This window comes from Streptomyces sp. HUAS ZL42 (assembly GCF_040782645.1).
In the GTDB taxonomy this organism is placed as follows: domain Bacteria; phylum Actinomycetota; class Actinomycetes; order Streptomycetales; family Streptomycetaceae; genus Streptomyces.
Genome location: NZ_CP160403.1, coordinates 6,387,746 through 6,410,422, shown reverse-complemented (window position 1 = coordinate 6,410,422; position 22,677 = coordinate 6,387,746). Strand labels below are relative to the sequence as shown.

At 71.4% G+C, this 22,677-nt stretch carries 20 protein-coding genes and 4 pseudogenes; 6 read left to right on the top strand and 18 right to left on the bottom strand.

Going from position 1 to position 22,677, the window contains the following annotated elements:
- The first annotated feature begins 120 nt into the window (after positions 1–120).
- Complete coding sequence (locus ABZO29_RS29295; protein ID WP_367323159.1) at positions 121–1,431, top strand: ammonium transporter; 1,311 nt, start codon at positions 121–123, stop codon at positions 1,429–1,431.
- Positions 1,428–1,766: a P-II family nitrogen regulator gene (locus tag ABZO29_RS29290; RefSeq protein WP_351470799.1), complete on the top strand. Its 339-nt coding sequence runs from the start codon at positions 1,428–1,430 to the stop codon at positions 1,764–1,766. Before ABZO29_RS29295 ends, ABZO29_RS29290 begins: the two co-directional genes overlap by 4 nt.
- Here ABZO29_RS29290 and ABZO29_RS29285 read toward each other — a convergent pair.
- The 5 genes from ABZO29_RS29285 to ABZO29_RS29265 all read right to left on the bottom strand — a co-directional run bounded on the left by ABZO29_RS29285 (position 1,660) and on the right by ABZO29_RS29265 (position 6,263).
- Positions 1,660–2,688 (bottom strand): DUF916 domain-containing protein, encoded by a 1,029-nt coding sequence (locus ABZO29_RS29285; protein ID WP_367323158.1) that lies wholly within the window; start codon positions 2,686–2,688, stop codon positions 1,660–1,662. The genes ABZO29_RS29290 and ABZO29_RS29285 overlap by 107 nt on opposite strands.
- Positions 2,689–2,773: 85 nt before the next feature.
- Complete coding sequence (locus ABZO29_RS29280; RefSeq protein ID WP_367323157.1) at positions 2,774–4,096, bottom strand: beta-xylosidase; 1,323 nt, start codon at positions 4,094–4,096, stop codon at positions 2,774–2,776.
- A gap of 196 nt (positions 4,097–4,292) precedes the next feature.
- Complete coding sequence (locus tag ABZO29_RS29275; RefSeq protein ID WP_367323156.1) at positions 4,293–4,769, bottom strand: hypothetical protein; 477 nt, start codon at positions 4,767–4,769, stop codon at positions 4,293–4,295.
- Positions 4,770–5,059: 290 nt separating this feature from the next.
- Positions 5,060–5,413 (bottom strand): cytidine deaminase, encoded by a 354-nt coding sequence (locus ABZO29_RS29270; protein WP_367323155.1) that lies wholly within the window; start codon positions 5,411–5,413, stop codon positions 5,060–5,062.
- Between the two features lie 28 nt (positions 5,414–5,441).
- Positions 5,442–6,263, bottom strand: coding sequence for a helix-turn-helix transcriptional regulator (locus ABZO29_RS29265; RefSeq protein ID WP_367326284.1), 822 nt, complete (start codon positions 6,261–6,263; stop codon positions 5,442–5,444).
- A gap of 150 nt (positions 6,264–6,413) precedes the next feature.
- Here ABZO29_RS29265 and ABZO29_RS29260 point away from each other — a divergent pair, with 150 nt between their 5' ends.
- Positions 6,414–7,856, top strand: coding sequence for an MFS transporter (locus ABZO29_RS29260; protein ID WP_367323154.1), 1,443 nt, complete (start codon positions 6,414–6,416; stop codon positions 7,854–7,856).
- Here ABZO29_RS29260 and ABZO29_RS29255 read toward each other — a convergent pair.
- Genes ABZO29_RS29255 through ABZO29_RS29235 form a run of 5 tightly spaced genes read right to left on the bottom strand, consistent with a single transcriptional unit; the run spans position 7,841 to position 12,160 of the window.
- Positions 7,841–8,869 (bottom strand): S66 peptidase family protein, encoded by a 1,029-nt coding sequence (locus ABZO29_RS29255; protein WP_367323153.1) that lies wholly within the window; start codon positions 8,867–8,869, stop codon positions 7,841–7,843. The two genes, ABZO29_RS29260 and ABZO29_RS29255, sit on opposite strands and share 16 nt — an antisense overlap.
- A 46-nt stretch (positions 8,870–8,915) precedes the next feature.
- Positions 8,916–9,275, bottom strand: coding sequence for an MmcQ/YjbR family DNA-binding protein (locus ABZO29_RS29250; RefSeq protein WP_367323152.1), 360 nt, complete (start codon positions 9,273–9,275; stop codon positions 8,916–8,918).
- Positions 9,272–10,582, bottom strand: coding sequence for a hemolysin family protein (locus tag ABZO29_RS29245; RefSeq protein WP_367323151.1), 1,311 nt, complete (start codon positions 10,580–10,582; stop codon positions 9,272–9,274). The genes ABZO29_RS29250 and ABZO29_RS29245 overlap by 4 nt, the downstream gene beginning before the upstream one ends.
- Positions 10,579–11,076 carry an rRNA maturation RNase YbeY gene (gene ybeY / locus ABZO29_RS29240; protein WP_367323150.1) on the bottom strand — a complete coding sequence of 166 codons (498 nt, stop codon included), beginning with the start codon at positions 11,074–11,076 and terminating at the stop codon, positions 10,579–10,581. Before ybeY ends, ABZO29_RS29245 begins: the two co-directional genes overlap by 4 nt.
- A gap of 13 nt (positions 11,077–11,089) precedes the next feature.
- Positions 11,090–12,160 (bottom strand): PhoH family protein, encoded by a 1,071-nt coding sequence (locus tag ABZO29_RS29235; RefSeq protein WP_367323149.1) that lies wholly within the window; start codon positions 12,158–12,160, stop codon positions 11,090–11,092.
- A gap of 307 nt (positions 12,161–12,467) precedes the next feature.
- Between ABZO29_RS29235 and ABZO29_RS29230 the strand changes: the two genes are divergently transcribed.
- A complete protein-coding gene (locus tag ABZO29_RS29230; RefSeq protein ID WP_367323148.1) occupies positions 12,468–13,190 on the top strand; it encodes an FAD binding domain-containing protein in 723 nt (240 codons plus the stop codon).
- 20 nt (positions 13,191–13,210) lie between these two features.
- Here the strand turns inward: ABZO29_RS29230 and ABZO29_RS29225 are convergent, their stop codons facing one another.
- The 3 genes and pseudogenes from ABZO29_RS29225 to ABZO29_RS29215 all read right to left on the bottom strand — a co-directional run.
- Positions 13,211–14,326: a carbohydrate kinase family protein gene (locus tag ABZO29_RS29225; RefSeq protein ID WP_367323147.1), complete on the bottom strand. Its 1,116-nt coding sequence runs from the start codon at positions 14,324–14,326 to the stop codon at positions 13,211–13,213.
- 121 nt (positions 14,327–14,447) lie between these two features.
- Positions 14,448–15,737: a glucarate dehydratase family protein gene (locus tag ABZO29_RS29220; protein WP_367323146.1), complete on the bottom strand. Its 1,290-nt coding sequence runs from the start codon at positions 15,735–15,737 to the stop codon at positions 14,448–14,450.
- Positions 15,734–15,916: pseudogene (locus tag ABZO29_RS29215) on the bottom strand (5-dehydro-4-deoxyglucarate dehydratase); the annotation flags it as partial. The pseudogene ABZO29_RS29215 and the gene ABZO29_RS29220, both read right to left, overlap by 4 nt.
- 298 nt (positions 15,917–16,214) lie before the next feature.
- On the opposite strand from ABZO29_RS29215, the pseudogene ABZO29_RS29210 reads away from it, so the two are divergent.
- Positions 16,215–16,322: pseudogene (locus ABZO29_RS29210) on the top strand (transposase); the annotation flags it as partial.
- A 39-nt stretch (positions 16,323–16,361) separates the two neighbouring features.
- On the opposite strand, the pseudogene ABZO29_RS29205 reads toward ABZO29_RS29210, so the two are convergent.
- Positions 16,362–16,680, bottom strand: a pseudogene (locus ABZO29_RS29205) (dihydrodipicolinate synthase family protein); the annotation flags it as partial.
- On the opposite strand from ABZO29_RS29205, the pseudogene ABZO29_RS29200 reads away from it, so the two are divergent.
- Positions 16,681–16,902 (top strand): annotated as a pseudogene (locus ABZO29_RS29200) (hypothetical protein); the annotation flags it as partial. It abuts the pseudogene before it with no gap.
- A gap of 81 nt (positions 16,903–16,983) precedes the next feature.
- On the opposite strand, the gene ABZO29_RS29195 reads toward ABZO29_RS29200, so the two are convergent.
- The 4 genes from ABZO29_RS29195 to ABZO29_RS29180 all read right to left on the bottom strand — a co-directional run bounded on the left by ABZO29_RS29195 (position 16,984) and on the right by ABZO29_RS29180 (position 22,637).
- Complete coding sequence (locus ABZO29_RS29195; RefSeq protein ID WP_367323145.1) at positions 16,984–17,976, bottom strand: adenosine deaminase; 993 nt, start codon at positions 17,974–17,976, stop codon at positions 16,984–16,986.
- A 20-nt stretch (positions 17,977–17,996) separates the two neighbouring features.
- Positions 17,997–18,902 (bottom strand): ribonuclease Z, encoded by a 906-nt coding sequence (locus tag ABZO29_RS29190; protein WP_367323144.1) that lies wholly within the window; start codon positions 18,900–18,902, stop codon positions 17,997–17,999.
- Positions 18,903–18,908: 6 nt separating this feature from the next.
- The gene (locus tag ABZO29_RS29185; RefSeq protein ID WP_367323143.1) at positions 18,909–19,262 is read right to left on the bottom strand and encodes a histidine triad nucleotide-binding protein; all 354 of its coding nucleotides are present in this window, start codon (positions 19,260–19,262) and stop codon (positions 18,909–18,911) included.
- Positions 19,263–19,436: 174 nt separating this feature from the next.
- Complete coding sequence (locus ABZO29_RS29180) at positions 19,437–22,637, bottom strand: S41 family peptidase (protein WP_367323142.1); 3,201 nt, start codon at positions 22,635–22,637, stop codon at positions 19,437–19,439.
- Between the last annotated feature and the right edge of the window lie 40 nt (positions 22,638–22,677).

Below are 22,677 nucleotides of genomic sequence, written 5' to 3'. Positions count from 1 at the left end.
CCCGCCCGTGAGCTTTCGGAAACCCGCACGCAACGAAACCTCCCGGAAACACGGCCGTACGCAACCGGAAACGCACGCCCGTGACCCTCTGACGAGCCCCCAACCCCGTTGGAGACCCCCGTGACCCTCGCCGCAGCAAGCGTCGACACCGGCGACACCGCCTGGCTGCTCGCCGCGACCGCCCTCGTCCTGTTGATGACCCCGGGCCTCGCCCTGTTCTACGGCGGCATGGTCCGCACGAAGAGCGTCCTCAACATGCTGATGATGAGCTTCGTGTCGATCGCCCTGGTCACGGTGGTGTGGCTGGCCGCCGGGTACTCCCTCGCCTTCGGCGACGACGCGTTCGGCGGGCTCATCGGCGGCCTGAAGCACGCCGGCATGCACGGCCTCGGCCCCGACAGCGTCCAGGGCACCGTCCCCACGCTCCTCTTCGCCACCTTCCAGCTCACCTTCGCGATCATCACGGCCGCCCTGATCAGCGGCGCGATCGCCGACCGCGCGAAGTTCGGCGCCTGGCTCGTCTTCGTCCCCGTCTGGGCCCTGCTCGTATACGTTCCCGTCACGCACTGGGTCTGGGGCCCCGGCGGCTGGATCCTGGACCGCCTCGGCGCCCTCGACTTCGCGGGCGGTCTCCCCGTCGAGATCACCTCCGGTGCCTCCGGTCTCGCCCTGTGCCTGGTCCTCGGCCCGCGCCTCGGCTTCAGGAAGGACGCCATGCGTCCGCACAACCTCCCCATGGTGATGCTGGGCGCCGGCCTGCTCTGGTTCGGCTGGTTCGGCTTCAACGCTGGTTCGGCGCTGGGCGCCAACGGTCTGGCCGCCGCCGCCTTCCTCAACACCCTCGCCGCCGGCTGCACCGGCCTGCTCGGCTGGCTCTTCGTGGAGCAGAAGCGCGACGGCCACCCGACGACCCTCGGCGCCGCCTCCGGCGCGGTCGCCGGCCTGGTCGCGATCACCCCGTCCTGCGGCTCGGTCTCCCTGCTCGGCGCCCTGGTGGTCGGTCTCGCCGCCGGTGTCGTCTGCAGTTACGCGGTGAGCTGGAAGTTCAGGCTGAACTACGACGACTCCCTCGACGTCGTCGGCGTCCACCTCGTGGGCGGCATCATCGGCACGCTCCTGATCGGCGTCTTCGCCGTCGAGGAGATGACCGGCGGCACGGAGGGCCTCCTCTACGGCGGCGGGCTCGCCCAGCTCGGCAAGCAGCTGGTGGCCGTGGTCGCCGTGGGGGCCTACGCCTTCCTCGTCACGTACGGCATCGGCAAGCTGATCGACAAGGCGATGGGCTTTCGCGCGGGCGAGGAGCAGGAGCACACCGGCCTGGACCTTACGGTGCACGCCGAGACCGCATACGATCACGGCGTCCTGGGCCACGGCGCCCCGGTCACCTCGTCCTCCGTCTCCACCGCCCAGAAGGTCAAGTCCCAGGCATGAAGCTCATCACCGCGATCGTCAAGCCGTACCGCCTCGACGAGGTCAAGACGGCGCTCCAGGAGCTCGGCGTGCACGGTCTGACCGTGACCGAGGCCAGCGGGTACGGCCGTCAGCGCGGCCACACCGAGGTGTACCGCGGCGCCGAGTACCAGGTCGACCTCGTCCCCAAGGTCCGTATCGAGGTCGTCGTCGAGGACGCGGAGTCCGACGCCGTCATCGACGCGATCGTCAAGGCCGCGCAGACGGGGAAGATCGGGGACGGGAAGGTGTGGGCGCTGCCGGTGGAGACGGTCGTACGGGTGCGGACGGGTGAGCGCGGGCCCGACGCGCTCTGACGAACAGGACGACCCCCACCACCACGGCGGCGGCCAGCGCCGCCGCCACCAGCCACGGCAGCGCGAAGAACGACGCGCTCGCCGATTCCCGGGTGTCCTTCGCGCTCGCGGTCAGCGTGACGTCGCCCCAGTCGAGCTGGGGCGCGTCACGCCACGGCTCGGTGAGGCGTACGCGCTGGCCGGGCAGCAGTTCCGAGGGGATCTTCGACAGGTCGCGGGCGAGGAGCGTACGGCCGAACAGGCCCTGTGCGCGCAGCTCCACCTTCGGGTCGAGGACGACGTTGCCGGTGTTGTGCAGGGTGTAGGAGATCGTCGACGTGCTGTCCCCGAGGCCGGGGACGAGCGGCTGGTGGTGGGTGACGCGGACGTCCTCGACGGCGATCGCGGGGAGGGCGGGGCCGCCCACGCGGAGGTAGACGCGGGCACCCACGGCCCGCTGCACACCGAGCGCGAGGGAGCCGTCGCCCTGCTCGACGCGTTCGTCGAGCGCCACCAACGCGCCCGGGTGGTCACCCGGTTCGGCGCCCTCGGGCACACGGATCGTGAACGGAACGGCGACCGTGCCGTGCGCGGGGACGGTGACGTGCGAGCGCCCGGGCTTCGCCCACGCCCCCACCCCGCGTTGTCTCTCCTTCACCGTTCGCACCGCGAAACCGCCGTCGCGGGCGGTGTTGTAGGCGTCGGCCGCGTACAGCCGGAAGGTGAGCGGCTGCCCGGTCTTGTTGGCGACGACGACGGTGTCCTTCAGGGTCGTACCGGGGTCGGCCGAGAGGTAGAAGTACGGGCGCGCGGCGATCTGCGAGGAGGCGGGGTAGACGGACCAGCTGCCGTTGTCGGCGGCCTGCGCGGGCACCGTCGGCAGTGCGAAGAACAGGCACAGCGAGCAGAGCAGGCACAGGAGGAGGACGTACAGCTTGCGCATGGGTGCGGACCCCCAAGGGCGTGGCGGTGGGCGGGTGCGGACCCCGGTGCGGGGGCGCCCGGCCGCCGTGAGGTGAGTCGGGCCGTCAGGTGAGGGTGAGCGTGAGCACGCCGGAGTACGAGCCCGGAGGTGTGAACGCCGGCACGTTCAGGGAGAGCCCCGCGTCCACGGTGAACTCACCGCCGGTGAGCGTGCCGTCGGGGGTGGACGCCAGGGTCGCTCCCGAACTGCCCACCGTGCCCGCCGAACCGGCCTGGCAGGTGCTCGGACTGCCCGCCTTGGTGACGCAGGCGGGAGACCAACTCAGCTTCCCGGCATCGATCTTGGCGCCGGGACCGGTGAAGTCGGTGACCTTGCCGGTGAGGGACCAGCCTGCGGGCCCGCCACGGAAGTCCTTGACGGTCACCGTCCGCAGGGCACCCTCGGACGCCCCGCCCTTGCCGAAGTCGACCGCCGACAGCTGGACGGAGTCCCCGGCCTGGGACATGGACAGCGTCCCCGCCTTCACGGTGGTGGTGAGTTTCTGACTGCCCTCGGGGACGGGCGTGTCGTCGACGACGACGTACGCGGCGGGCCCGGCGCCCTTGTCGGAGCTCCAGGCGCTGCCCTCGTACGCCACGACGCCGGTCGTCGTGAGGTCGTTGACGACGAGCGACCCACTGAAGGCGCCCGCGCTGTCCGCGGTCACGGTCGCCGTGTCCGCGGTCTGGGTGCCGCCGGACCGTCCGGCCAGGGTGACCGTCGCCCCCGCCGCGAAGTTGCTGCCGGTGACGGTGACGCTGTCACCGGGTTTCCCGGAGGCCGAACCGAGCGAGATGGCACGGGTGTTGGCCGGCGGGTTGCCGTCCGTCGCGGTCAGGGTCTCGGAGACCGGGGCGGGCGGGTTGGTGACGGTGCAGGGGGTGTCCAGTTCGAGAATGTAGCTGGTGTGGATGTTGTAGTCGCCCGGCGAGAGCGTGATGGCGCCGGCCGTGGTGACGGTGAAGGTGCCGGTCATCGAGAAGGACGGGAAGGCGCCCTTGCCCGGCACGGGATCGTTCTTCTTGGGACCGGCCACCGTCACGTCGCCCGTCTGCGCCCCGCCGAGGGTGACCTTGCCGGTGGGCGTCATGATGTCGGCCGGGAGGGCGAGGTCGGTGGGGTTGCTGGCGGCGGGCTTGACGACGGTGTAGGTCACGGTGACGGTGTCGCCGACCTTGGGGCTGGTGTTGTCCACCGAGATGTTCGCGGTGGTGGTGCCGTCGATCGGCGGGATGCCGGCGATCGCGGGCGGGATGCAGTGCGTGGCGAAGTCCACGTCCGTGCCCGCGGCGCCGGCCGGGCAGGCCAGTGCGCCGCCCGCGGTGACCGCGAGCGCGGTTGCGCCGAGGAGCGCGGCCCAGCGGCGTCTTCGGATGGTCGAGGCCATGGATGTGCCCCCTCCTGAGGGATGCGGGCGCAGCGGCTCTTCTGCGCCGACAGGGGGCATTGATGTGTGGATTGCGTGAGAAGTCAATGGATGCGCGGCGATTAACTGATGGACCGTCAGTTCCTGTTCGACTCCTGTTCGTTTGCTGTGAACATCCGGAACTGACGGTCCGGTTGAGCCTTGCGGTCAGGCCGGCTCAGTCGAAGACGAACGGGCCGGGCGACTGCGGTCCGGTCGCCGTGCAGGTGATGGTGATCCCGAAGACCGTCATCTGCAGCGAGCCGCCGTAGGCCTCGAGGCTGTCGCCGGAGGCCACGGTGCCACCGAGCGGACCGACCGTCACGGGGTCCCCGGCGGCCATCGCCGGATTCTCCGTACCGGTGAACGCGGTGGTGCCGCCGTTCGCGTTCACCAAGGTGAGGGTGGAGGTGATCGAGTCCTCCGCGAGGGCGAGGGGTGCGGTGATCGCGGAGGAGGTCAGCGTGATGGTGGCGGCGGTGCCGTCCTGGGTGGCCGTGAGGGTGGCCTCGCCACCGCCGAAGGCGCCGCAGTCGGCGGTGATCGTCGCGGTGTCGGGGGTGACGGCGAGGGCGGTGGGCGCGAGCGCGAGTCCGGTGACCGCGAGGGCCCCGGCGACCAGTGCCGCACCTGTTCCGATTCGCTTGCCTTTCATGGGGGTTGGGCTCCCTTCCCGGGTCGGGGAATGCCATGTGGGGATGGACGGGAGGTGCGCGCCGACGGGCCGACGGGGGCAGGTGGGTGCGGACACACTGCCAAGCGGTGAATCTGACGGTCCGTCGGAATTACCGGTTCCATTGATGCGCACGTGGCGACGCATGGCAAGAGAAGTTTTCGGTTCACCTATGGGCTGACCGAGCCGCCGGCGAGCTCCGCCTCCTGCCCTTCCGAGGCGGGAGGTGGATGGGCACAAGCCGAGGTCCAGGAGGCGGAGCCCGCTGGACCTCAGCCCGCGGGCAGCGTGGCCTGAACCGTTCCGTCCGGCGAAGCCACCAGCACCGGGGTCCCCGCCCCGCCGAGATCCCGTACGGCCGCCAGGTCCGCGGCGGTGGGTCCCTCTGCCTCCGTCACCACCGCCGCCGCCTCCAGCGACTTCGCCCCCGACGCGACCGCCATCGCCACCGCGGTCTGCAGCGCACTCAGCTTCAGCGAGTCGAGGGCGACGGTTGCGGCGACGTACGTACGGCCGGTCTCGTCGCGCACGGCGGCGCCCTCCGGCACACTGTTGCGGGCCCGGGCCGAGCGGGCCAGGGTGACGATCTTGCGGTCCTCGGGGTCGAGGGCGTGGGTGTCGGTCATGATCCGAGCATACGGAGCACCGCGCCGGTCAGCCCGCCACGGGGTACATCGCCCCGCGCCGCCCCTCCGGAGAGGCGAGCCACTCCAGCTTCGCCGCCGTGTTCGCCTCGTCCAGCGGCGTGTGCAGCACGATCGACAGATCGGGCCGCACCGGCATCTTCATCACGCTCGCCTCGAGACACAGCAGCCCGACCACCGGATGGTCCAGTTCCTTGGGGATCTGCCCGGCGTCCTCGATGTCCCGCCGCTCCCACAGCTCGGTGAACTCCGCACTCGCGGCCCTCACTTCGGCCAGCACGGCCTGGTACCCCTCGTCGTCCGGCCGTGCCGCGCACGCCGCCCGGAACTGCGCGACGACCGTGCGCGCGTTCCGCTCCCAGCTCTTCGAACGGGACCGGTACATCGGGTCCGTGAAAAAGTCGATCAGGCAGTTCTGAGTGATGTCCGGACGCATGCCGAGCACCATCGCGGCGGCGTCGTTGTACATCACGCAGTTGTAGTACATGTCCATGACGTGGGCCGGATACGGCATCCAGGCGTCGATCAGCCGCCGCAGCCCCTCGCACATGTCCCGCTTCCCGGGCTCGACCTCGGGCGCGGGCGCGTTCAGCCCGGCCAGGACGTACAGATGACGGCGTTCGGCGTCGCTGAGCCGCAGGACCCGGGCGACGGAGTCGACGACCTGCGGGGAGACCGAGATGTCCCGGCCCTGTTCCAGCCACTGGTACCAGGAGGCGCCCACACCGGCGAGCACGGCGACCTCCTCGCGGCGCAGGCCCGGCGTGCGGCGGCGCGCACCGCCGCCGGGCAGTCCCGCCTCGGCCGGCGTCACCCGCGCCCGCCTGCTCATCAGGAACTCCCGCAGTTCGCGCCGCCGGTGCCGGGTCTTGGGCGCATCCTCAGGCACGTACCGATCCCCCTCGGTCTCTGGCTGGTGGTGCCACCACCACGACAACTTCCCGCTCCCCACGGCTATTCCGGCGCCCGCAGGCTGCTGTCCATGGCGATCGACACCACCACTTCCTCGACCTCGCCGCTCGACACCCCACGGCTGTCGACGCGCGACAAGCTCGTCCTCTTCGTCCTGTGCGCCGCCCAGTTCATGGTCGCGCTGGACTTCTCCGTCCTGAACGTGGCACTGCCCGTGCTCGGTGCCGACCTCGGCATGAGCCGGTCCGCCCTGCAGTGGGCGGTCACCGCGTTCGCCCTCCCCTCCGGCGGCTTCCTGCTGCTGTTCGGGCGCATCGGCGACCTGTACGGCCGTCGCCGGCTGTTCCTCACCGGCCTCGCCCTGTTCGGCGCGGCCTCGCTGCTCGCGACCTTCGCCTGGGACCCGGCCTCCTTCCTCACCGGACGCGCCCTGCAGGGCCTGGCCGCGGCGGCGATCGTGCCGACGGGGATGTCCCTGCTGACCACGACCTTCGCCGAGGGGCCGGCCCGCGACCGTGCGCTCGGCATCTCGGGGACGCTCCTCTCCCTCGGCTTCACGGTCGGCATGGTGGCCGGCGGCGTCCTGACCGATGTGCTGAGCTGGCGTTCCACGATGGGCCTGCTCTCCGTGTTCGCCCTGATCGTGCTGCCGCTGGCGCCCGGTCTGCTGCCCGAGTCACTCCCCCATGGCCCTAAGGGCATGGGAGGTACCCCCATCCCGGAACGCCCGCGCCTGGACGTCCCCGGCGCGGTCACCGTGACCGGCGGTCTGCTCTCCCTGATCTACGCCCTGTCGACGGCCGCCGACCACGGCTTCGCCCGAACCGACGTCGTCACCACGCTCGTCGCGGGCGTCCTGCTGCTCGCCACCTTCGTGGTCGTCGAGTCCCGCACGCGGACCCCGCTGGTCTCCCTGCCGATGCTCCGCCGCCGCACCGTGGCCTGGGGGAACCTGGGCGGTCTGGTCACGTTCTCGATGATGTCGACCGTCGTGTTCGTGCTGACCCTCTACCTGCAGGAGGTCCTGCGTCTGACGGCCTTCGAGACGGGCCTGGTCTTCGGCGTGCAGGGCGTGCTGTCGGCGGTCGCGGGCGCATACGCGGCGAAGGTCATCGGCCGCTTCGGCGCCCGCCGTACCCTCGTCGGCTCGCTCGTCGGCCAGGGCGTGCTGGTCGCCGCCATGCTGGGCCTGAACGCCCACGTCTGGTCGGCGTGGCTCGCGACGGCCGCCGTCTCGCTGGCCAGCATGTGCCATCTGGGCGCGATCATCTCGTACGGCGTGACCGTCACCTCCGGTGTCCCGGACGAGGAGCAGGGCCTGGCCACCGGCCTGGTCACCTCGACCCAGCAGGTCGGTATCACCGTCGGCATCCCGCTGCTCGGCGTCCTGGCCACCACCTCGGACGACCTGCTGTCGGGCGTGCACACGGTACTGGCCCTGGACGCGGCGATCGTGCTCGCGGCGGCGGTCCTGGTGGCGCTGGGACTGCGCGGGCGTCAGCCGAGGGTCTGAGTGAGCTCGGAGCGTGTGGCCGTGTGGACGACACGGCCACGTGCTCCGTTCACGAGCGGCAGATACGGGGGGACGTGTCCGCACTCGACGTCCGCGACGATCGGCACGTTCAGCGGGCCGAGCGCGTCGAGGACCGCCTCGTGCTGGGTGAGGGTGGGGCCGTCGGGCGCCGCGGTACGGCCGACGAGTACGGCGTTCGCCGCGTCGAAGAACCCGGCCAGCCGCATGCCGTGCAGGTTGCGGCAGATGGTGTAGGCGCTGTCCTCGCACGCCTCGACGTACACGAGCAGCCCCTCAGGGGCCGATGCGCGCGCGAAGGACGACGTGTCGAGGTAGCGGGTCCCCGCGACGTTGGCCAGGGTCTCGATGCAGCCGCCGATCAGCCTGCCCGTCACGTCCACGTCTGTGTCGCCGTCCAGACGGGTCCAGGTGCCGGAGGAGTCGAGCGTGAGCTCGCGGACGTCCGGGTGGAGGCGGTAGTCGTCCCAGCCCGTGGTGCGGTGGCGGCCCGGCGGAATCTGGGTGAACGGCTCGCCCTGCGGGGCGGCGACGATGTCGAACCAGGACAGCAGGCCCTCCGGCGTCCGGTAGGGAGTGTCCATGAGGTTGTTGCCGTGCACCGTCGCCACCCCGGTCAGCAGAGTCAGCGGGGTGATGATCGTCGAGATGTCGGACCAGCCGACCATCCAGGTCGGCTCGGCGGCCCGCAGCTTGTCGAAGTCCAGCAGCGGCAGCAGGTCGATCGCGGTCTCCCCGCCCCACGGGGGCACCACGGCCCGGATGCCGGGATCGGTCAGCATCTCCATCAGTTCGGCGGCGCGTTCGGCGGCGGGGGCGCTGACGTGCCCGGCACCGTCCATGCACCGGCCGACGACCACCTCGTACCCACGCTCCTCCACCTCGCGTACGGCCACGTCGAGTCGCTCCCGAAGCGCCTCCGGGACTCCGCTGGAGGGAGACGTGACACCGACACGGTCACCGGGGCGCAGGGGGCGCGGGTATCGAATGGTCATGCGCCGGATTGTGACACGGGGTCACATCCGCGGGACAGGGCGTTTTTCAGGGGCGGTCGAGGCGCAGCCGCTCCGCCCTCGGCAGGCCGGCCACGACCAGGTCGTAGGAGTCCTCGATGAGTTCCCGGACCAGCCGGTCGGGGAGGCCGCCGTCGACCGTCACCGTGTTCCAGTGGCGCTTGTTCATGTGGTAGCCGGGGACGACGAGGCCCTCGTACTCGCTGCGCAGCCGCACCGCGTCCTCGGGGTCGCACTTCAGATTGACCGTCAGGGGCCGGGCGTCCAGGGTCGTCAGGGCGAAGAGCTTGCCGGCGACCTTGAAGACGGAGATCTCCGGGCGGAACGGGAAGTCCTCGACGGTGTCGTTGAAGGACAGACAGAAGGAACGCAGCTCCTGAGGGGTCACTCCGGTTTCGTCTCCTCGTCCTCCGGCGGCTCGGCCGGTCCCACCGGCTCCACCAGCACGGTCACGATCTTGTTCCGGCGTCCCGAGGCGGCCTCCGCGGTCAGCCGCAGGTCGCGTCCGTCGGGCAGCTCGACCATGGACGACGCCCCGGCGATGGGGACGCGGCCCAGCGCCTTGGCCAGCAGCCCGCCGACCGTCTCCACGTCCTCGTCGTCGTACTCCTCGAGGCCGTACAACTCCCCGAGGTCGGTGATGTCGAGGCGGGCGGTGACCCGGTAGCGGTCCTCGCCGAGCTCCTCGACCGGCGGGAGTTCACGGTCGTACTCGTCGGTGATCTCGCCGACGATCTCCTCGAGGATGTCCTCGATGGTGACGATGCCGGCCGTGCCGCCGTACTCGTCGATGACGACGGCGACGTGGTTGCGGTCCTGCTGCATCTCCCGCAGCAGGTCACCGGCGTTCTTGGTGTCGGGCACGAAGGCCGCCGGCCGCATCGCCGTCGACACCAGCTCGGACTCGGCGTCCCGGCTGATGTGCGTCTTGCGGGCCAGGTCCTTCAGGTACACGATGCCGACGATGTCGTCCTCGCTCTCACCGGTCACCGGGATGCGCGAGAAGCCGGACCGCAGCGCCAGGGTGAGGGCCTGGCGGATCGTCTTGTAGCGCTCGATCACGATCAGGTCGGTCCGCGGGACCATGACCTCCCGAACGAGCGTGTCGCCCAGCTCGAAGACGGAGTGCACCATGCGGCGCTCCTCGTCCTCGATGAGGGACTCCTTCTCGGCGAGGTCGACCAGCGCCCGCAGCTCCGCCTCGGAGGCGAAGGGGCCGCGGCGGAAACCCTTGCCGGGGGTCAGGGCGTTGCCGATGAGGATCAGCAGGGGCGGGATCGGCCCCATGATCCTGGCGAGCGGCAGCAGCACGTACGCCGCCGCCGTCGCCGTGTTCAGCGGATGCTGGCGGCCGATGGTGCGCGGGGAGACACCGACGGCGACGTACGACACGAGGACCATGACGCCGATCGCGACGAGCAGGGCCTCGGTCGTCCCGTCGAACTCCTGCAGACAGGCGTACGTGACGAGGGCGGCCGCCGCCATCTCGCAGGCGACGCGGACCAGCAGCGCCACGTTGAGGTAGCGCGTCGGGTCGGCGGCGACCTGGGCGAGCCTGGCGCTGCCGCGGCGGCCGGACTTCACGGCCTCCTCGGCGCGGAAGCTGGAGACGCGCGCGAGGCCCGCCTCCGCGCAGGCGGCCAGCCACGCGACCACGACCAGGGCGATCGCTCCGGCGACGAGGGTGGGACTCATGACACGGTCGGGGCCGGGGACGGGCCGGTCAGGCCCTTCTCCGCTCGCCAGCCGTCCACGATCGCGGCCTGCAGACCGAACATCTCGGCCTTCTCGTCGGGCTCCTCGTGGTCGTACCCGAGAAGATGCAGCACGCCGTGGACGGTGAGCAGCTGGAGCTCCTCGTCCATGGAGTGCTGCGTCGGCGCTTCCTCACCCTGCTTCTTGGCGACCTCCGGGCACAGCACGATGTCGCCGAGGAGCCCCTGCGGGGGCTCCTCGTCGTCCTTGGACGGCGGCCGCAGCTCGTCCATGGGGAAGGACATGACATCCGTCGGCCCGGGCAGGTCCATCCACTGGATGTGCAGCTGCTCCATGGCGTCGGCGTCCACGACGATCACCGAGAGTTCGGAGAGCGGGTGGATGCGCATCCGTGCGAGCGCGTAGCGGGCGACGTCGAGGATCGCCTGCTCGTCGACCTCGGTTCCGGACTCGTTGTTGACGTCGATCGACATGGTCGTGCTGTGTCTACTTCCCCTTGTGCCCGGACGACCTGCCCCGGCCGCCCTTGTGAGTGCCGTTCTCGGTGCCGTGCTTGGTGTCGTACTTCTCGTAAGCGTCGACGATACGGCCGACGAGCTTGTGCCGTACGACATCGTGGGACGTGAGCCGGGAGAAGTGGACGTCCTCCAGCCCCTCCAGGATCTCCTGGACCTGACGCAGACCCGACTTGGTGCCGGTGGGCAGGTCGACCTGCGTCACGTCACCCGTGATCACGATCTTCGAGTCGAAGCCGAGACGGGTGAGGAACATCTTCATCTGCTCGGGGCTCGTGTTCTGGGCCTCGTCCAGGATGATGAAGGCGTCATTGAGCGTACGACCACGCATGTAGGCCAGCGGCGCCACCTCGATCGTCCCCGCCGCCATCAGCCTCGGGATCGAGTCGGGGTCGAGCATGTCGTGCAGGGCGTCGTACAGCGGGCGCAGGTAGGGGTCGATCTTCTCGTAGAGGGTGCCCGGGAGGAAGCCGAGCCGCTCCCCCGCCTCCACCGCCGGGCGGGTCAGGATGATGCGGTTGACCTGCTTGGACTGCAGGGCCTGCACCGCCTTCGCCATGGCGAGGTACGTCTTGCCGGTGCCGGCGGGGCCGATGCCGAAGACGATCGTGTGCTTGTCGATCGCGTCGACGTACCGCTTCTGGTTGAGGGTCTTGGGGCGGATCGTGCGGCCGCGCGAGGACAGGATGTTCTGTGTGAGCACCTGGGCCGGCGTCTCCTCGGAACCCTCCCCGTTCTCGCTCGCCCTGAGCATGGCGATCGAGCGTTCCACTGCGTCCTCCGTCATCGGCTGTCCGGTGCGGAGCACCAGCATCATCTCGTCGAACAGGCGCTGTATGAGGGCGACTTCCGCGGGGTCGCCGACCGCGCTGATCTCATTGCCCCGGACGTGGATGTCGGCCGCCGGGAAGGCCTTCTCGATCACGCGCAGGAGGGAGTCGCCGGAACCCAGCACGGTGACCATCGGGTGCTGGGCAGGGACCGTGAACTGTGCTCTCGCCTGCCCCTGCGCGGGGGTGTGAGCTGTGGGTGTCTGAGTCATGGGCCGGCTCTGTAGGCCTGCGGTTCCTCCTCTTCACGGCCGCATAGCTGAGGGCGGCCTCGCGGTATCAAGGGTACGACGGGGCACTGACAACGCCGTAGGGCTTTTCGGTACCCCTGGGCCGGGAAAGTCGAGGGGGCTCACCCGGGCCGAGGGTGCGCACGGGAGCAGGAGGAGCGCACGGAGTGGCGGCGTGAGCCCTGTCCGCGCTCCCTCGCAAGTGTGCAGAATGCGCCACGTCAGCAGAACAACTGGCCGGTGTCGCGTCATCCACCGCCGGCCGTGGAGGGAAAGCAGGTCGGCCGCCGTGCTCTTGCGTCTGCCCACGTCCGTGTCCGAAGCGAAGGAGTGTCTGGCCGAGGGGGCGGTGCCCATCGGAGGGGCGACGCTCGTGTGGGCCACCTGGCAGCGGGACGGCTTCCCCCAGCAGGCTGTGTCGCTGCGCGAACTGCCGGAGGCCAATGTGATCGGGGCCGAGACGGTGGGCGCGGCCGTGCCGCTGCACCGGATCGACGAGCGGGTACCGGAGGTGCTGCGACGGGCGGCCTCCGGTGTGGGGACCGGGGCCGTGCGCCGGGCCGCCACGGTCGGCGGGAACATCGTCGGCAGCACGCTGCGCTGTCTGCTGCCCGCGGCCCACGTCCTGGACGCCCGGGCGGTGGTGCTGGATGCGGGCGGTCCCTTCGAGACCGACCTGACCGAACTGCTGGCGAAACGCCCGATGCTGCTGAGTCTGCGCTGGCGTGAGCCGGTGGCCAGTGGCTATCGCAAGCTGTCCGGCGAGGCGGGCGGGGCGCCGCCCCTCGTGGTGGCCGTCGCCGTGCAGGCCGCCGACGGGGACCGGCCCGTCCTGCGCGTCGCCGTCCGTGACGGATACGAGGTGCTCACCGCGAGCACGGCGTACGGCACCGAGGCCGGTCCGGTTCTCGACGCCCTGGGCCGTACGGCGATCGGCACGCTTCCCGCCGCGGCCCGGGAGGTGGTCCGCGAACAGGTGACCGCCGTCCTGGACAGCGCGGGCGGCTGCTGAGCCGCCATGGGTCACCGGCGTCAGGCCGACCTGCCGAACCCGATCGTCGGTACCGCCCTCCGCAGGGGCCAAGGGCGTGCCGCCGCCTCCTCCGGTACCAGTGCCTCCAGGAACGCGTACCGCTGAAGGGCCTCCGGATCCTGCCCGTCCACCGACTGCACCCTTCGCCACCACGCCCCGATCTCCGCCCACCCCGGCGCCGACAAGGACCCGCCGAACTCCTGCACGGACAGCGCCGCCGTCAGCCCCGCCAGCGCCAGCCGGTCCGCCAGCGGCCACCCCGCCAGGGTGCCGGTGACGAAGCCGGCCACGAAGACGTCTCCGGCGCCGGTGGGGTCGAGGGCCTCCACGGCGATCGCGGGGACCTCGGCCGTCTCCCCCGTCCGCCCGTCCACCGCGTACGCCCCCTCCGCCCCGAGCGTGACGACCGCCAGCGGCACGTACTCGGTCAGGGCGTGGGCCGCCGCCCGCGGACACTCCGCGCCCGTGTACCGCATCGCCTCCTCGGCGTTCGGCAGGAACGCCTCGCAGTGCTCCAGATCGGCCAGCGCCGCAAGATCCCACGCCCCCGTGTCGTCCCAGCCGACGTCGGCGAACAGGCACGTGCCCTTGCTCGCGGCCTGGGCGATCCAGGGCGCCCGCTTGCCCTGCACCAGCGACGCGACCGCCGCCCGCGCACGCGGGGGGCAGTCGGGGGCGGGCTCCTCCGGGGGCGGCTCGTGACCGTGGGAGACCATCGTGCGCTCACCCTCGTACGCCATGGAGACGGTGACCGGGGAGTGCCAGCCGGGCACCGTGCGCGACGGGGACAGGTCGATGCCCTCGCCCTGCTCCAGCGCGTCCCAGCAGTACTCGCCGTAGTGGTCGTCGCCGAAGGCCGCCGCCAGCGACGTACGCAGGCCGAGGCGGGCCAGCGCCGTGGCCATGTTGGCGACGCCGCCCGGGCTCGACCCCATCCCGCGCGCCCAGGACTCGGTCCCGCGCACCGGGGCGGAGTCGAGCCCGGTGAAGATGATGTCGAGGAAGACCGTGCCCGTGAGGTAGACGTCCCAGGGCGGGTCGTCCGGCGTGCGCAGGGCGGCCAGGGGATCGACCTGGGGCCGGTTACGGGGGTCCTCTCCGGTGGACGCGGTCACGGTGCGCTCCCTGACGTGGTGCCGATCAGCCCAGTCTGCACCACGCCACCGACAACACGACGGCTGTCACGCCGGACCCTCGCCCTGCGTCAGGTCGGCCGGCCCTCTGCTTGATCCACCCCTACCAGCGAGGCACCACCGGCGTGACCCACCCCGGCTCGGCGACCCGCATGGACGCCGCGTCGTCGCGGTCCCGCAGGGTGCCGTCGTCGTCGAGCCACCTCCGGTGCAGGAGCCGCAGCTTCTCGCGGTCGAGTTCGACGCCCAGGCCGGGTGCGTCCGGGACGGTGACCCTGCCGTCGTGGAAGGTCAGCCGTTCGGTGAGCACGTCCTCCGACTGCCAGGGGTAGTGGGAGTCGCAGGCGTGGCGGAGGCCGGGGACGGTGGACGCGACGTGGGTCATCGCGGCGAGGCTGATCCCCAGGTGGGTGTTGGAGTGCATGGACACCCCGACGCCGAAGGTCCGGCAGACGGCGGCGAGTTGCTGTGTGTTGCGCAGCCCGCCCCAGTAGTGGTGGTCGGAGAGCACCACCTGGACGGCGTCGTGCGTGAACGCCTCCTTGATCTCGGCGAACGTCGTCACGCACATGTTGGTGGCCAGCGGGACGTGGGTGCCGGCCGAGACCTCGGCCATCGCGGGGGTGCCGAGCGCGGGGTCCTCCAGGTACTCGAGGACGTCCCCGAGTTCCTTCGCCACCTTCAGCGAAGTCTCCACACTCCAGGCGCCGTTGGGGTCGAGACGCAGCGGGTGCCCGGGAAAGGCCTCCGCCAGCGCGCGCACGGCGGCGATCTCCTGGTCCGGCGGGAAGACGCCGCCCTTGAGCTTGAAGGAGGTGAAGCCGTACCGCTCCTTGAACTTCCGTGCCTGCTCGACGACTCCGGCCGGGTCGAGGGCGGCACCCCAGTCGTCCCTCTCGCAGGCGACGCCCGCGGGGTGGCCGGCCCACTTGTAGAAGAGGTACGCGCTGTACTCGACGGCGTCCCGCACCTTGCCGCCGAGCAACGCGTGCACGGGCAGACCGAGCGCCTTGCCGAGGGCGTCGAGGCAGGCGACCTCGAATCCGGAGACGACGGACAGCCGCAGCTTGTCGGCGGTCTGGACGCCGCGCAGACCTCCGACGTCGACCTGCCCGGAGACCCGGGAGCCGTCCACGGAGACCTCGTCGGCGATCACGAACAGCCCGTTCAGATCGCTGACCTGACGCCCCTTCAGCGTCTCGGCGAAAGGCCGCGCCAACTCCAGGTACTTGGTGTCGCCGTACGTCTCGCCGATGCCCGTGATCCCGTCCGCCGTCTCCACCTCGACGATCAGCCGGGGGGTGTACGGCTGGTGCACGCCCTGCGTGTTCAGCAGGGGCGGGTCGGCGACCAGGATCGGAGTCAGGCGGACGCTCGCGATCGTGAGGTTCACAGGGCGGCTCCTACGAGGTCGAGGCCGGTCGTGAGCAGGTTCTGAGGTCGGCCAGGTCGGCGGCCTACGGGTCGGTGAGCGGGGCGCGCACGGGGCCCACCGGACAGCCGCGCAGCCGGGCCCCGCCTTCACCGACGACACGGCGTATCCGGGCACGCGGTGAGTTCGACGAGCGGGACTTGAATGCTCTCCTCCTTTCGACAAGCCTCAGGAAGGAGATTCCTGCCTACCTTGCGGTGGCGGGCTTGACGCGACGAGCGCGCCTGACGACTGCCCTCCCGGCAGCCGGGATGAGCGCGAGGCCCATCCGGTACAGGTGCAGGACCTTCCGGGCGGCTTGGGGAGCATCGTCCACCATGCGTGCAGGCAGTGCCACATGATGCGGGCCGCGTGCGCCGCTTCGCCTGAGCACGTTACGTGACCACGCGATCACAGTAACATTCGGTTTACGTCACCGCGCTGGGCCACCGCCATCCGTGGGGCGGGCACTTCTGGTCCGGCTCCTACTTCGCCGGATCATGCGGCGGGGCACCGCTGACCGTCGTACGCCGGTACATCGAGAACCAGCAGCGCCCCGTGGGCTGAGCGAAACAGCGCAGACCCGTGCACACGTGCGGGTCAGAGCCCCTTTCGCAGCGCGGCGAAGAAAGCGTTGGCGATCTCGGGGCGAAGGCGTGGACGGCGGAGGAGCAGGCCAGAACGCCGACGGTGGCGTAAGCGCGAGCCTGCGTCTCGGCGGTGGCGGCGCCGTTGAAGACCACGAAGTCCTCGGGGGCGGCGAGGGTGAGGCACTGTTGGCGGTCGAGGTCGCTGTGGACGTCCTTGAGGCCGATGGCGGCCGGAAGGCGGCGATGCGCTTCAACGAGGCCGCGGTGAAGGCCACTTGGCCGCGCTGGTAGGCGATGAGGGACAGCCGGGTGCGGGCCGCGATCTGCTCCGGACGGTCGCCGTCCCCATGACCGCGGTCGCCCTGCACACCTCCGGGTGCCCGCTAATGCCCGGCGCGACCCGCCGGCGCGGCGGCACCGCGGCCGTCGTGGAGGTCCCGGTGGAGCACCCGGCCGTACCTGCCCAGCGGGCCGACGACACGGCGGCCGGCGGCGACCGGGGCCTGTCCGGCAGATCAAGTCGCAGGGAAGTAGCGGCACCTGGTCAGCACCGGTGAGCGGGGTTGGTGCCCGCGGATGTGCGGGCCGAGCCCCAAGTCTGCGGCATGATCCGCCGGACAGGCCCTGGGGCGTAGGCCCTACGAGAACTCGTACGCCTCCACCTCGGCGAGGTACCGCGCCCGACGGTCCTCGTCGTGCTCCAGGAAGGACGCGACGAAGGAGTTGCGGGCCAGTTCGCGCAGCAGGTCCTCGGACAGGCCCAGCGTCCTGCCCACGGCGTCGAAGTTGTCGCCGACGTAGCCGCCGAAGTAGGCCGGGTCGTCGGAGTTGACCGTGCACAGCAGCCCGGCGTCGAGCATGGCGGGCAGCGGATGGTCGGCGAGGACGTCCACGGTCCGCAGCCGCACGTTCGACAGCGGGCACACCGTCAGCGGAACCCGCTCGCGCACGAGCCGCTCGACGAGGGCCGGGTCCTCCATGCACCGCAGCCCGTGGTCGATCCGCTCGACGCCGAGCACGTCCAGGGCCTCGGCGATGTACTCGGCAGGCCCCTCCTCCCCGGCGTGCGCCACGCGCCGCAGCCCCCGGGCGGCGGCCGCCTCGTACACCTCGCGGAACTTCGCCGGCGGGTTCCCGACCTCGGCCGAGTCGAGTCCGACGCCGGTGATCCGGTCGAGGTACGGCTCGGCCGCCTCGAGCGTCCGCAGCGCCGACTCGGCGGACTCGTCGCGCAGGAAGCACATGATGAGCTGGGCGGAGATGCCGTGGACCGATTCGCTCCGCCCCAGCGCACGCCACAGACCTTCGACGACCGTGCCCATGTCCACCCCGCGGGCGATGTGGGCCTGCGGGTCGAAGAACATCTCCACGTGCCGCACGCCCTGCGCGGCGGCCCGCGCGAGGTAGGCGTCCGCGAGGTCCTCGAAGTCCCGCTCGGTGCGCAGGACCGCCATGAGCTCGTAGTACAGGTTGAGGAAGGACTGCAGATCCTCGAACTGGTACGCCTTGCGGAGCTCGTCGGTGTCCGCGTACGGCAGGGTCACGCCGTTGCGCGCGGCAAGCGCGAACGCAAGCTCGGGCTCGAGGGTGCCTTCGATGTGGAGGTGCAGTTCAGCTTTCGGGATGGACATCAAAGCATCGTACGGCTGTTTTACCGGCGTTTCGGGACCGGCACTCGGAGCAGATCGTGCGCCACGGTCAGCTCGCCCTCGAAGCCCGCCGCCCGCGCCTGCCGCTCGAATTCGTCCGGTTCGGAGTAGCGCTGGCTGAAGTGGGTCAGCACGAGGTGCCGCACGCCCGCGTCCCGCGCGACTCCCGCCGCCTGACCGGCCGTCAGATGCCCGTGCTCGACGGCGAGTTCCACGTCCTCGTCGAGGAAGGTCGACTCGATGACCAGCATGTCGCAGCCCTCGGCCAGGGCGTGCACCCCGTCGCACAACCGGGTGTCCATCACGAATGCGAACCGCTGCCCGCGCCGCACCTCACTGACGTCCTCCAGGGACACGCCGTCGAGAGTGCCCTCGCGCTGGAGGCGGCCGACGTCCGGCCCTTTGATCCCGTGCGCGGCGAGTCGCCCGGGCAGCATGCGGCGCCCGTCGGGCTCGATCAGCCGGTAGCCGTAGGACTCCACGGGGTGGGAGAGCCTGCGGGCTTCGAGGGTGAAGGTCTCCGTGGCCGCGATCACCCCGTCCGCGTCCACCGGAACCTCTGTTATCTCGACCGTCTCGCGGTAGGCGGTGGCGTACCGCAGGCGGTCGAAGAAGCGCCGGCCGGAGCGCGGGTAGTGGGCGGTGACCGGGTGCGGAACCTTGTCCAGGTTGATGCGCTGGATGACACCGGCGAGGCCCAGCGAGTGGTCGCCGTGGAAGTGCGTGACGCAGATCCGGTTCAGGTCGTGCGCGGCGACCCCGGCACGCAGCATCTGGCGCTGTGTGCCCTCGCCCGGATCGAAGAGGATGCCTTCCCCGTCCCAGCGCAGCAGGTAGCCGTTGTGGTTACGGTGCCGGGTCGGGACCTGGCTGGCGGTGCCGAGGACGACCAGTTCGCGTACGGACACGTCGTCTTACCCGGGGGGCCACTGCAGGCCGCGGCCGCCCAGCACGTGGGCGTGCGCGTGCCAGACGGTCTGGCCCGCGCCGGTGCCCGTGTTGAAGACGATGCGGTAGCTGTCCAGCTTGTCCTCGTCGGCAACGGCCTGGGACTCGCGCAGGACGTCCGCGGCGAGGGCGGGTTCGACGGTGGCCAGCTCGGCAGCGTCCTTGTAGTGCGCCTTGGGGATCACCAGGACGTGGGTGGGCGCCTGGGGGTTGATGTCACGGAACGCGACGGTCGTCTCCGTCTCGCGGACGATCGTCGCCGGGACATGACCTTCGACGATCTTGCAGAACAGGCAGTCGTCCTGCGGCTCCCCTGCCATGCGTGTGCCTCCTCAGGCCGGGTTGATCTCTTACGGGGGCATCGTATCGAGAGGTGACTGGCTGTCCGACCGAGTCGGTGGTGGGTGGGCATGGGCCGGGGGTCCCGGGGGCGGGAGCCCCCTGGGACGGTCACGACAGCGCGGGCGGCGTATTGGCCGGGGCCGACGGGACGGTCACGGCAGCGCAGGGGGCGTCTTGGCCGGGGTCGACTCCAGCGCCGCCAACGCCAACCGCACCGCCTCGTCCAGCTGGACATCCCTCCCCGCCGCCCAGTCCTGCGGCCGCTGCACCACCTCCACGTCCGGATCCACCCCGTGGTTCTCCACGCCCCACTCGTACCCCTCGAGCCAGAACGCGTACTTCGGCTGCGTGATCAGCGTCCCGTCCACCAGCCGGTACCGGCTGTCGATCCCGATCACCCCGCCCCACGTCCGCGTCCCGACCACGGGCCCGATCCCCAGCGCCTTGATCGCCGCGTTGACGATGTCCCCGTCGGACCCGGAGAACTCGTTGGCCACGGCGACGACGGGCCCGCGCGGCGCGTCCTCCGGATAGCTGACCGGCCGCATGCCGCGCGGCAGGTCCCAGCCGACGATCCGCCGCGCCAGCTTCTCCACGACGAGCTGCGAGGTGTGCCCGCCCCGGTTCTCCCGGACGTCGACGACCAGTCCCTCCCGCGCCACCTCGACCCGCAGGTCACGGTGGATCTGGGCCCAGCCGGGCGCCTGCATGTCCGGCACATGCAGATACCCCAGCCGCCCGCCGGACTTCTCATGGACGTACGCCCGCCGGTCCGCCACCCACGCGTGATACCGCAGCGGCTCCTCGTCGGCGACGGGCACGACGACCGCGTGCCGTACCTCGCCCCCTCCGGCCGGCGAAATGGTCAGCTCGATCGCCTTGCCCGCCGTACCGACGAGCAACGGCCCGGGCCCGGCCACCGGGTCCACCGGCTGCCCGCCCACGGCCACGATCGCGTCACCGGCGCGCACCGCGACGCCGGGCGCGGTGAGCGGGGAGCGGGCGTCGGGGTCGGACGTCTCCGCGGGCAGGACGCGGTCGATGCGCCAACTGCCGTCCTCGTGCCGGGAGATGTCGGCGCCGAGCAGTCCCTGCCGGGCGCCGCGGCCGTATCCGCCGCGCGGCATGACGTACGCGTGCGACGTGCCGAGCTCGCCGTGCACCTCCCACAGCAGGTCGACGAGGTCGTCGTGGGTCGCCACCCGCTCCACGACGGGCCGGTAGCGGTCGAGTACGCCGTCCCAGTCGACGCCGCCCATGTCGGCGCGCCAGAAGTTGTCCCGCATGATGCGGCCGGTCTCGTCGAACATCTGCCGCCACTCGGCGGCCGGGTCGATCGTCTGGCGTACCCGCCCGAGGTCGACGGTGATGTTGGTGTCACTGTCGTCGTCGCCGGAGGCGCGCCGGTCGCTGGGGACGACCTTCAGCTTGCCGTCGGACCACAGCAGCAGCCGCTTGCCGTCGCCGCTGACCTCGAAGTGGTCGGCGTCGGCGGCGAGGTGCTCGATGCGCTGCTGGACCAGGTCGTAGCGCTCCAGCTCGGTGTGCGGGTCGGGGTCGTCCGGGGTGGCCCGGGAGGCGCCGAGGACACCGCGCACCGGGTGGCGCAGCCACAGCACACCGTCCTTGGCGGCGCGCAGGTTGGTGTAGCGGGCGGCCTCGACCGGGAACGGGACGATCCGGTCGGCGAGGCCCTCGATGTCGATGCGGGTGGTCGGGGCGCCCTCGCTGTCGGGCGTCTCGTCCTTGTCGGGGGCCTCGGAGGGGCGGCCGTGCCGGTGCGGGCCGAAGGGGGACGGTGTGGTGGCCGCCAGGGTGATGAGGTGGGGGCGGGAGCCGACCACGAAGGCCAGGTCGAAGACGTGCTCGTCGTAGACCGGGTCGAAGGATCGGGTCGACAGGAAGGCGAGGTGCTTGCCGTCGGGGGTGAACGCGGGGTCGTAGTCCTGGAAGCGCAGCGGGGTCGCCTCGGTGACCGACAGGTCGGTGGTGTTGGCGAGCTTGAGCTGGCTGAGCGGGCGGTGTCCCGGGTGCGACCACGCGAGCCAGGCCGAGTCCGGTGAGAAGACCAGCCCCGACACCTCGCCGTCCGTGCTGCGGTCGACCTCACGGACCTCGCCGGTCTCCCGCTCGACGAGCAGCAGCCGTCCGTCGTGCGCGGCGACGGCTGCGCGGCTGCCGTCGGGCGCCATGGCGAGCTCCAGGACCCGGCCGAGCCGTCCGGCGGCGAGGCGGCGCGGGGTCGCGCCGGGCGCGAGACCGGTCGCGGGAGCGAACTCCAGGGCATCCGCGCCCTCGGCGTCCGTCACCCACACCACCCACTCCTCGCCCTCGGCGCGGAAGGTGCGCGGCAGCCGGGCCCGTACGCCCGGCTCGGAGGCGAGCGCGCGTGCGGGCCCGGAGCGGTGGGTGACCCAGTGCACCGATCCGCGCACGGCGACCGCGCTGCCGCGCGCTGTGTGGTCGGGGGACCCGGACCCGAACCAGCGGGACGCGGTCACCGGGAACGGCCGCCGGTCGGTGCGCTGCCCGCCGAGCCGGACCTCGAGCGGGCGCGGCTCGGCGCCGTCCAGGTCGTCGAGCAGCAGGAGTTCACCGGCGGAGGCGTACACGACACGGGTGCCGTCACTCGCGGCATGCCGGGCGTAGAAGCCGTCGAGGGGGGTGTGGCGCCGCAGGTCGGATCCGTCGGCGAGGGAGGAGTACAGCGCTCCGGTGCCCTCGTGATCGGACAGGAAGGCGAGGCGCTCCCCCACCCACACGGGGTACTCGATGTTCCCGTCGAGCTCCTGGTGAAGGCGTACGAACTCACCATCACCGTCCCGGTCGATCCACAACTTGCCCGCCGTACCGCCCCGGTACCGCTTCCACCAGGCGGCCTCGCGCCCCATGGGCGCGGACAGCAGCACGGTGTGCGGGCCGTGGGCGACGTCGCCGACCGGCCCGTACGGCAGGGTGGTGGCCGGTCCGCCGTCGAGCGGGACGGCGCGGGCCCAGGTGCGGCGCAGACTCGCCTGGCCGTGGGTGCTGAGCGCGAGGACGTGGCCGTCCGGGGTCCAGCCGCGCACCTGGGTCTTGTTGCTCCCCCAGTACGTCAGGCGGGTGGAGGGCCCGCCGTCGGCGGGGGCGGTGTGCACCTCGGGGGCGCCGTCACGGACGGACGTCCAGGCGACCGTGGTGCCGTCCGGCGAGATGCGCGGCATGGTCACCGGCACGTTGTCGGCGCTGACCCGCCAGGCCCGGCCGCCGTCGAGGGGGGCCAGCCAGACGTCGTCCTCGGCGGTGAAGGCGACCAGTTCACCGTGCAGGTGAGGGAACCGGAGATAGGAAGAAAGCGCTGCCGACTGTGTCACGCGATCACCATATGCAGGGACGACGTCCGCGGACAGGGCT

Excerpts from the sequence above, each read along its gene's own strand:
- ABZO29_RS29275 (WP_367323156.1), bottom strand. The coding sequence starts at position 4,769 with ATGAAAGGCAAGCGAATCGGAACAGGTGCGGCACTGGTCGCCGGGGCC.
- ABZO29_RS29255 (WP_367323153.1), bottom strand. The coding sequence starts at position 8,869 with ATGACCATTCGATACCCGCGCCCCCTGCGCCCCGGTGACCGTGTCGGT.
- ABZO29_RS29270 (WP_367323155.1), bottom strand. The coding sequence starts at position 5,413 with ATGACCGACACCCACGCCCTCGACCCCGAGGACCGCAAGATCGTCACC.
- ABZO29_RS29195 (WP_367323145.1), bottom strand. The coding sequence starts at position 17,976 with ATGTCCATCCCGAAAGCTGAACTGCACCTCCACATCGAAGGCACCCTC.
- ybeY (WP_367323150.1), bottom strand. The coding sequence starts at position 11,076 with ATGTCGATCGACGTCAACAACGAGTCCGGAACCGAGGTCGACGAGCAG.
- ABZO29_RS29285 (WP_367323158.1), bottom strand. The coding sequence starts at position 2,688 with ATGCGCAAGCTGTACGTCCTCCTCCTGTGCCTGCTCTGCTCGCTGTGC.
- ABZO29_RS29185 (WP_367323143.1), bottom strand. The coding sequence starts at position 19,262 with ATGGCAGGGGAGCCGCAGGACGACTGCCTGTTCTGCAAGATCGTCGAA.
- ABZO29_RS29265 (WP_367326284.1), bottom strand. The coding sequence starts at position 6,263 with ATGAGCAGGCGGGCGCGGGTGACGCCGGCCGAGGCGGGACTGCCCGGC.
- ABZO29_RS29280 (WP_367323157.1), bottom strand. The coding sequence starts at position 4,096 with ATGGCCTCGACCATCCGAAGACGCCGCTGGGCCGCGCTCCTCGGCGCA.
- ABZO29_RS29235 (WP_367323149.1), bottom strand. The coding sequence starts at position 12,160 with ATGACTCAGACACCCACAGCTCACACCCCCGCGCAGGGGCAGGCGAGA.
- ABZO29_RS29245 (WP_367323151.1), bottom strand. The coding sequence starts at position 10,582 with ATGAGTCCCACCCTCGTCGCCGGAGCGATCGCCCTGGTCGTGGTCGCG.
- ABZO29_RS29290 (WP_351470799.1), top strand. The coding sequence starts at position 1,428 with ATGAAGCTCATCACCGCGATCGTCAAGCCGTACCGCCTCGACGAGGTC.
- ABZO29_RS29260 (WP_367323154.1), top strand. The coding sequence starts at position 6,414 with ATGGCGATCGACACCACCACTTCCTCGACCTCGCCGCTCGACACCCCA.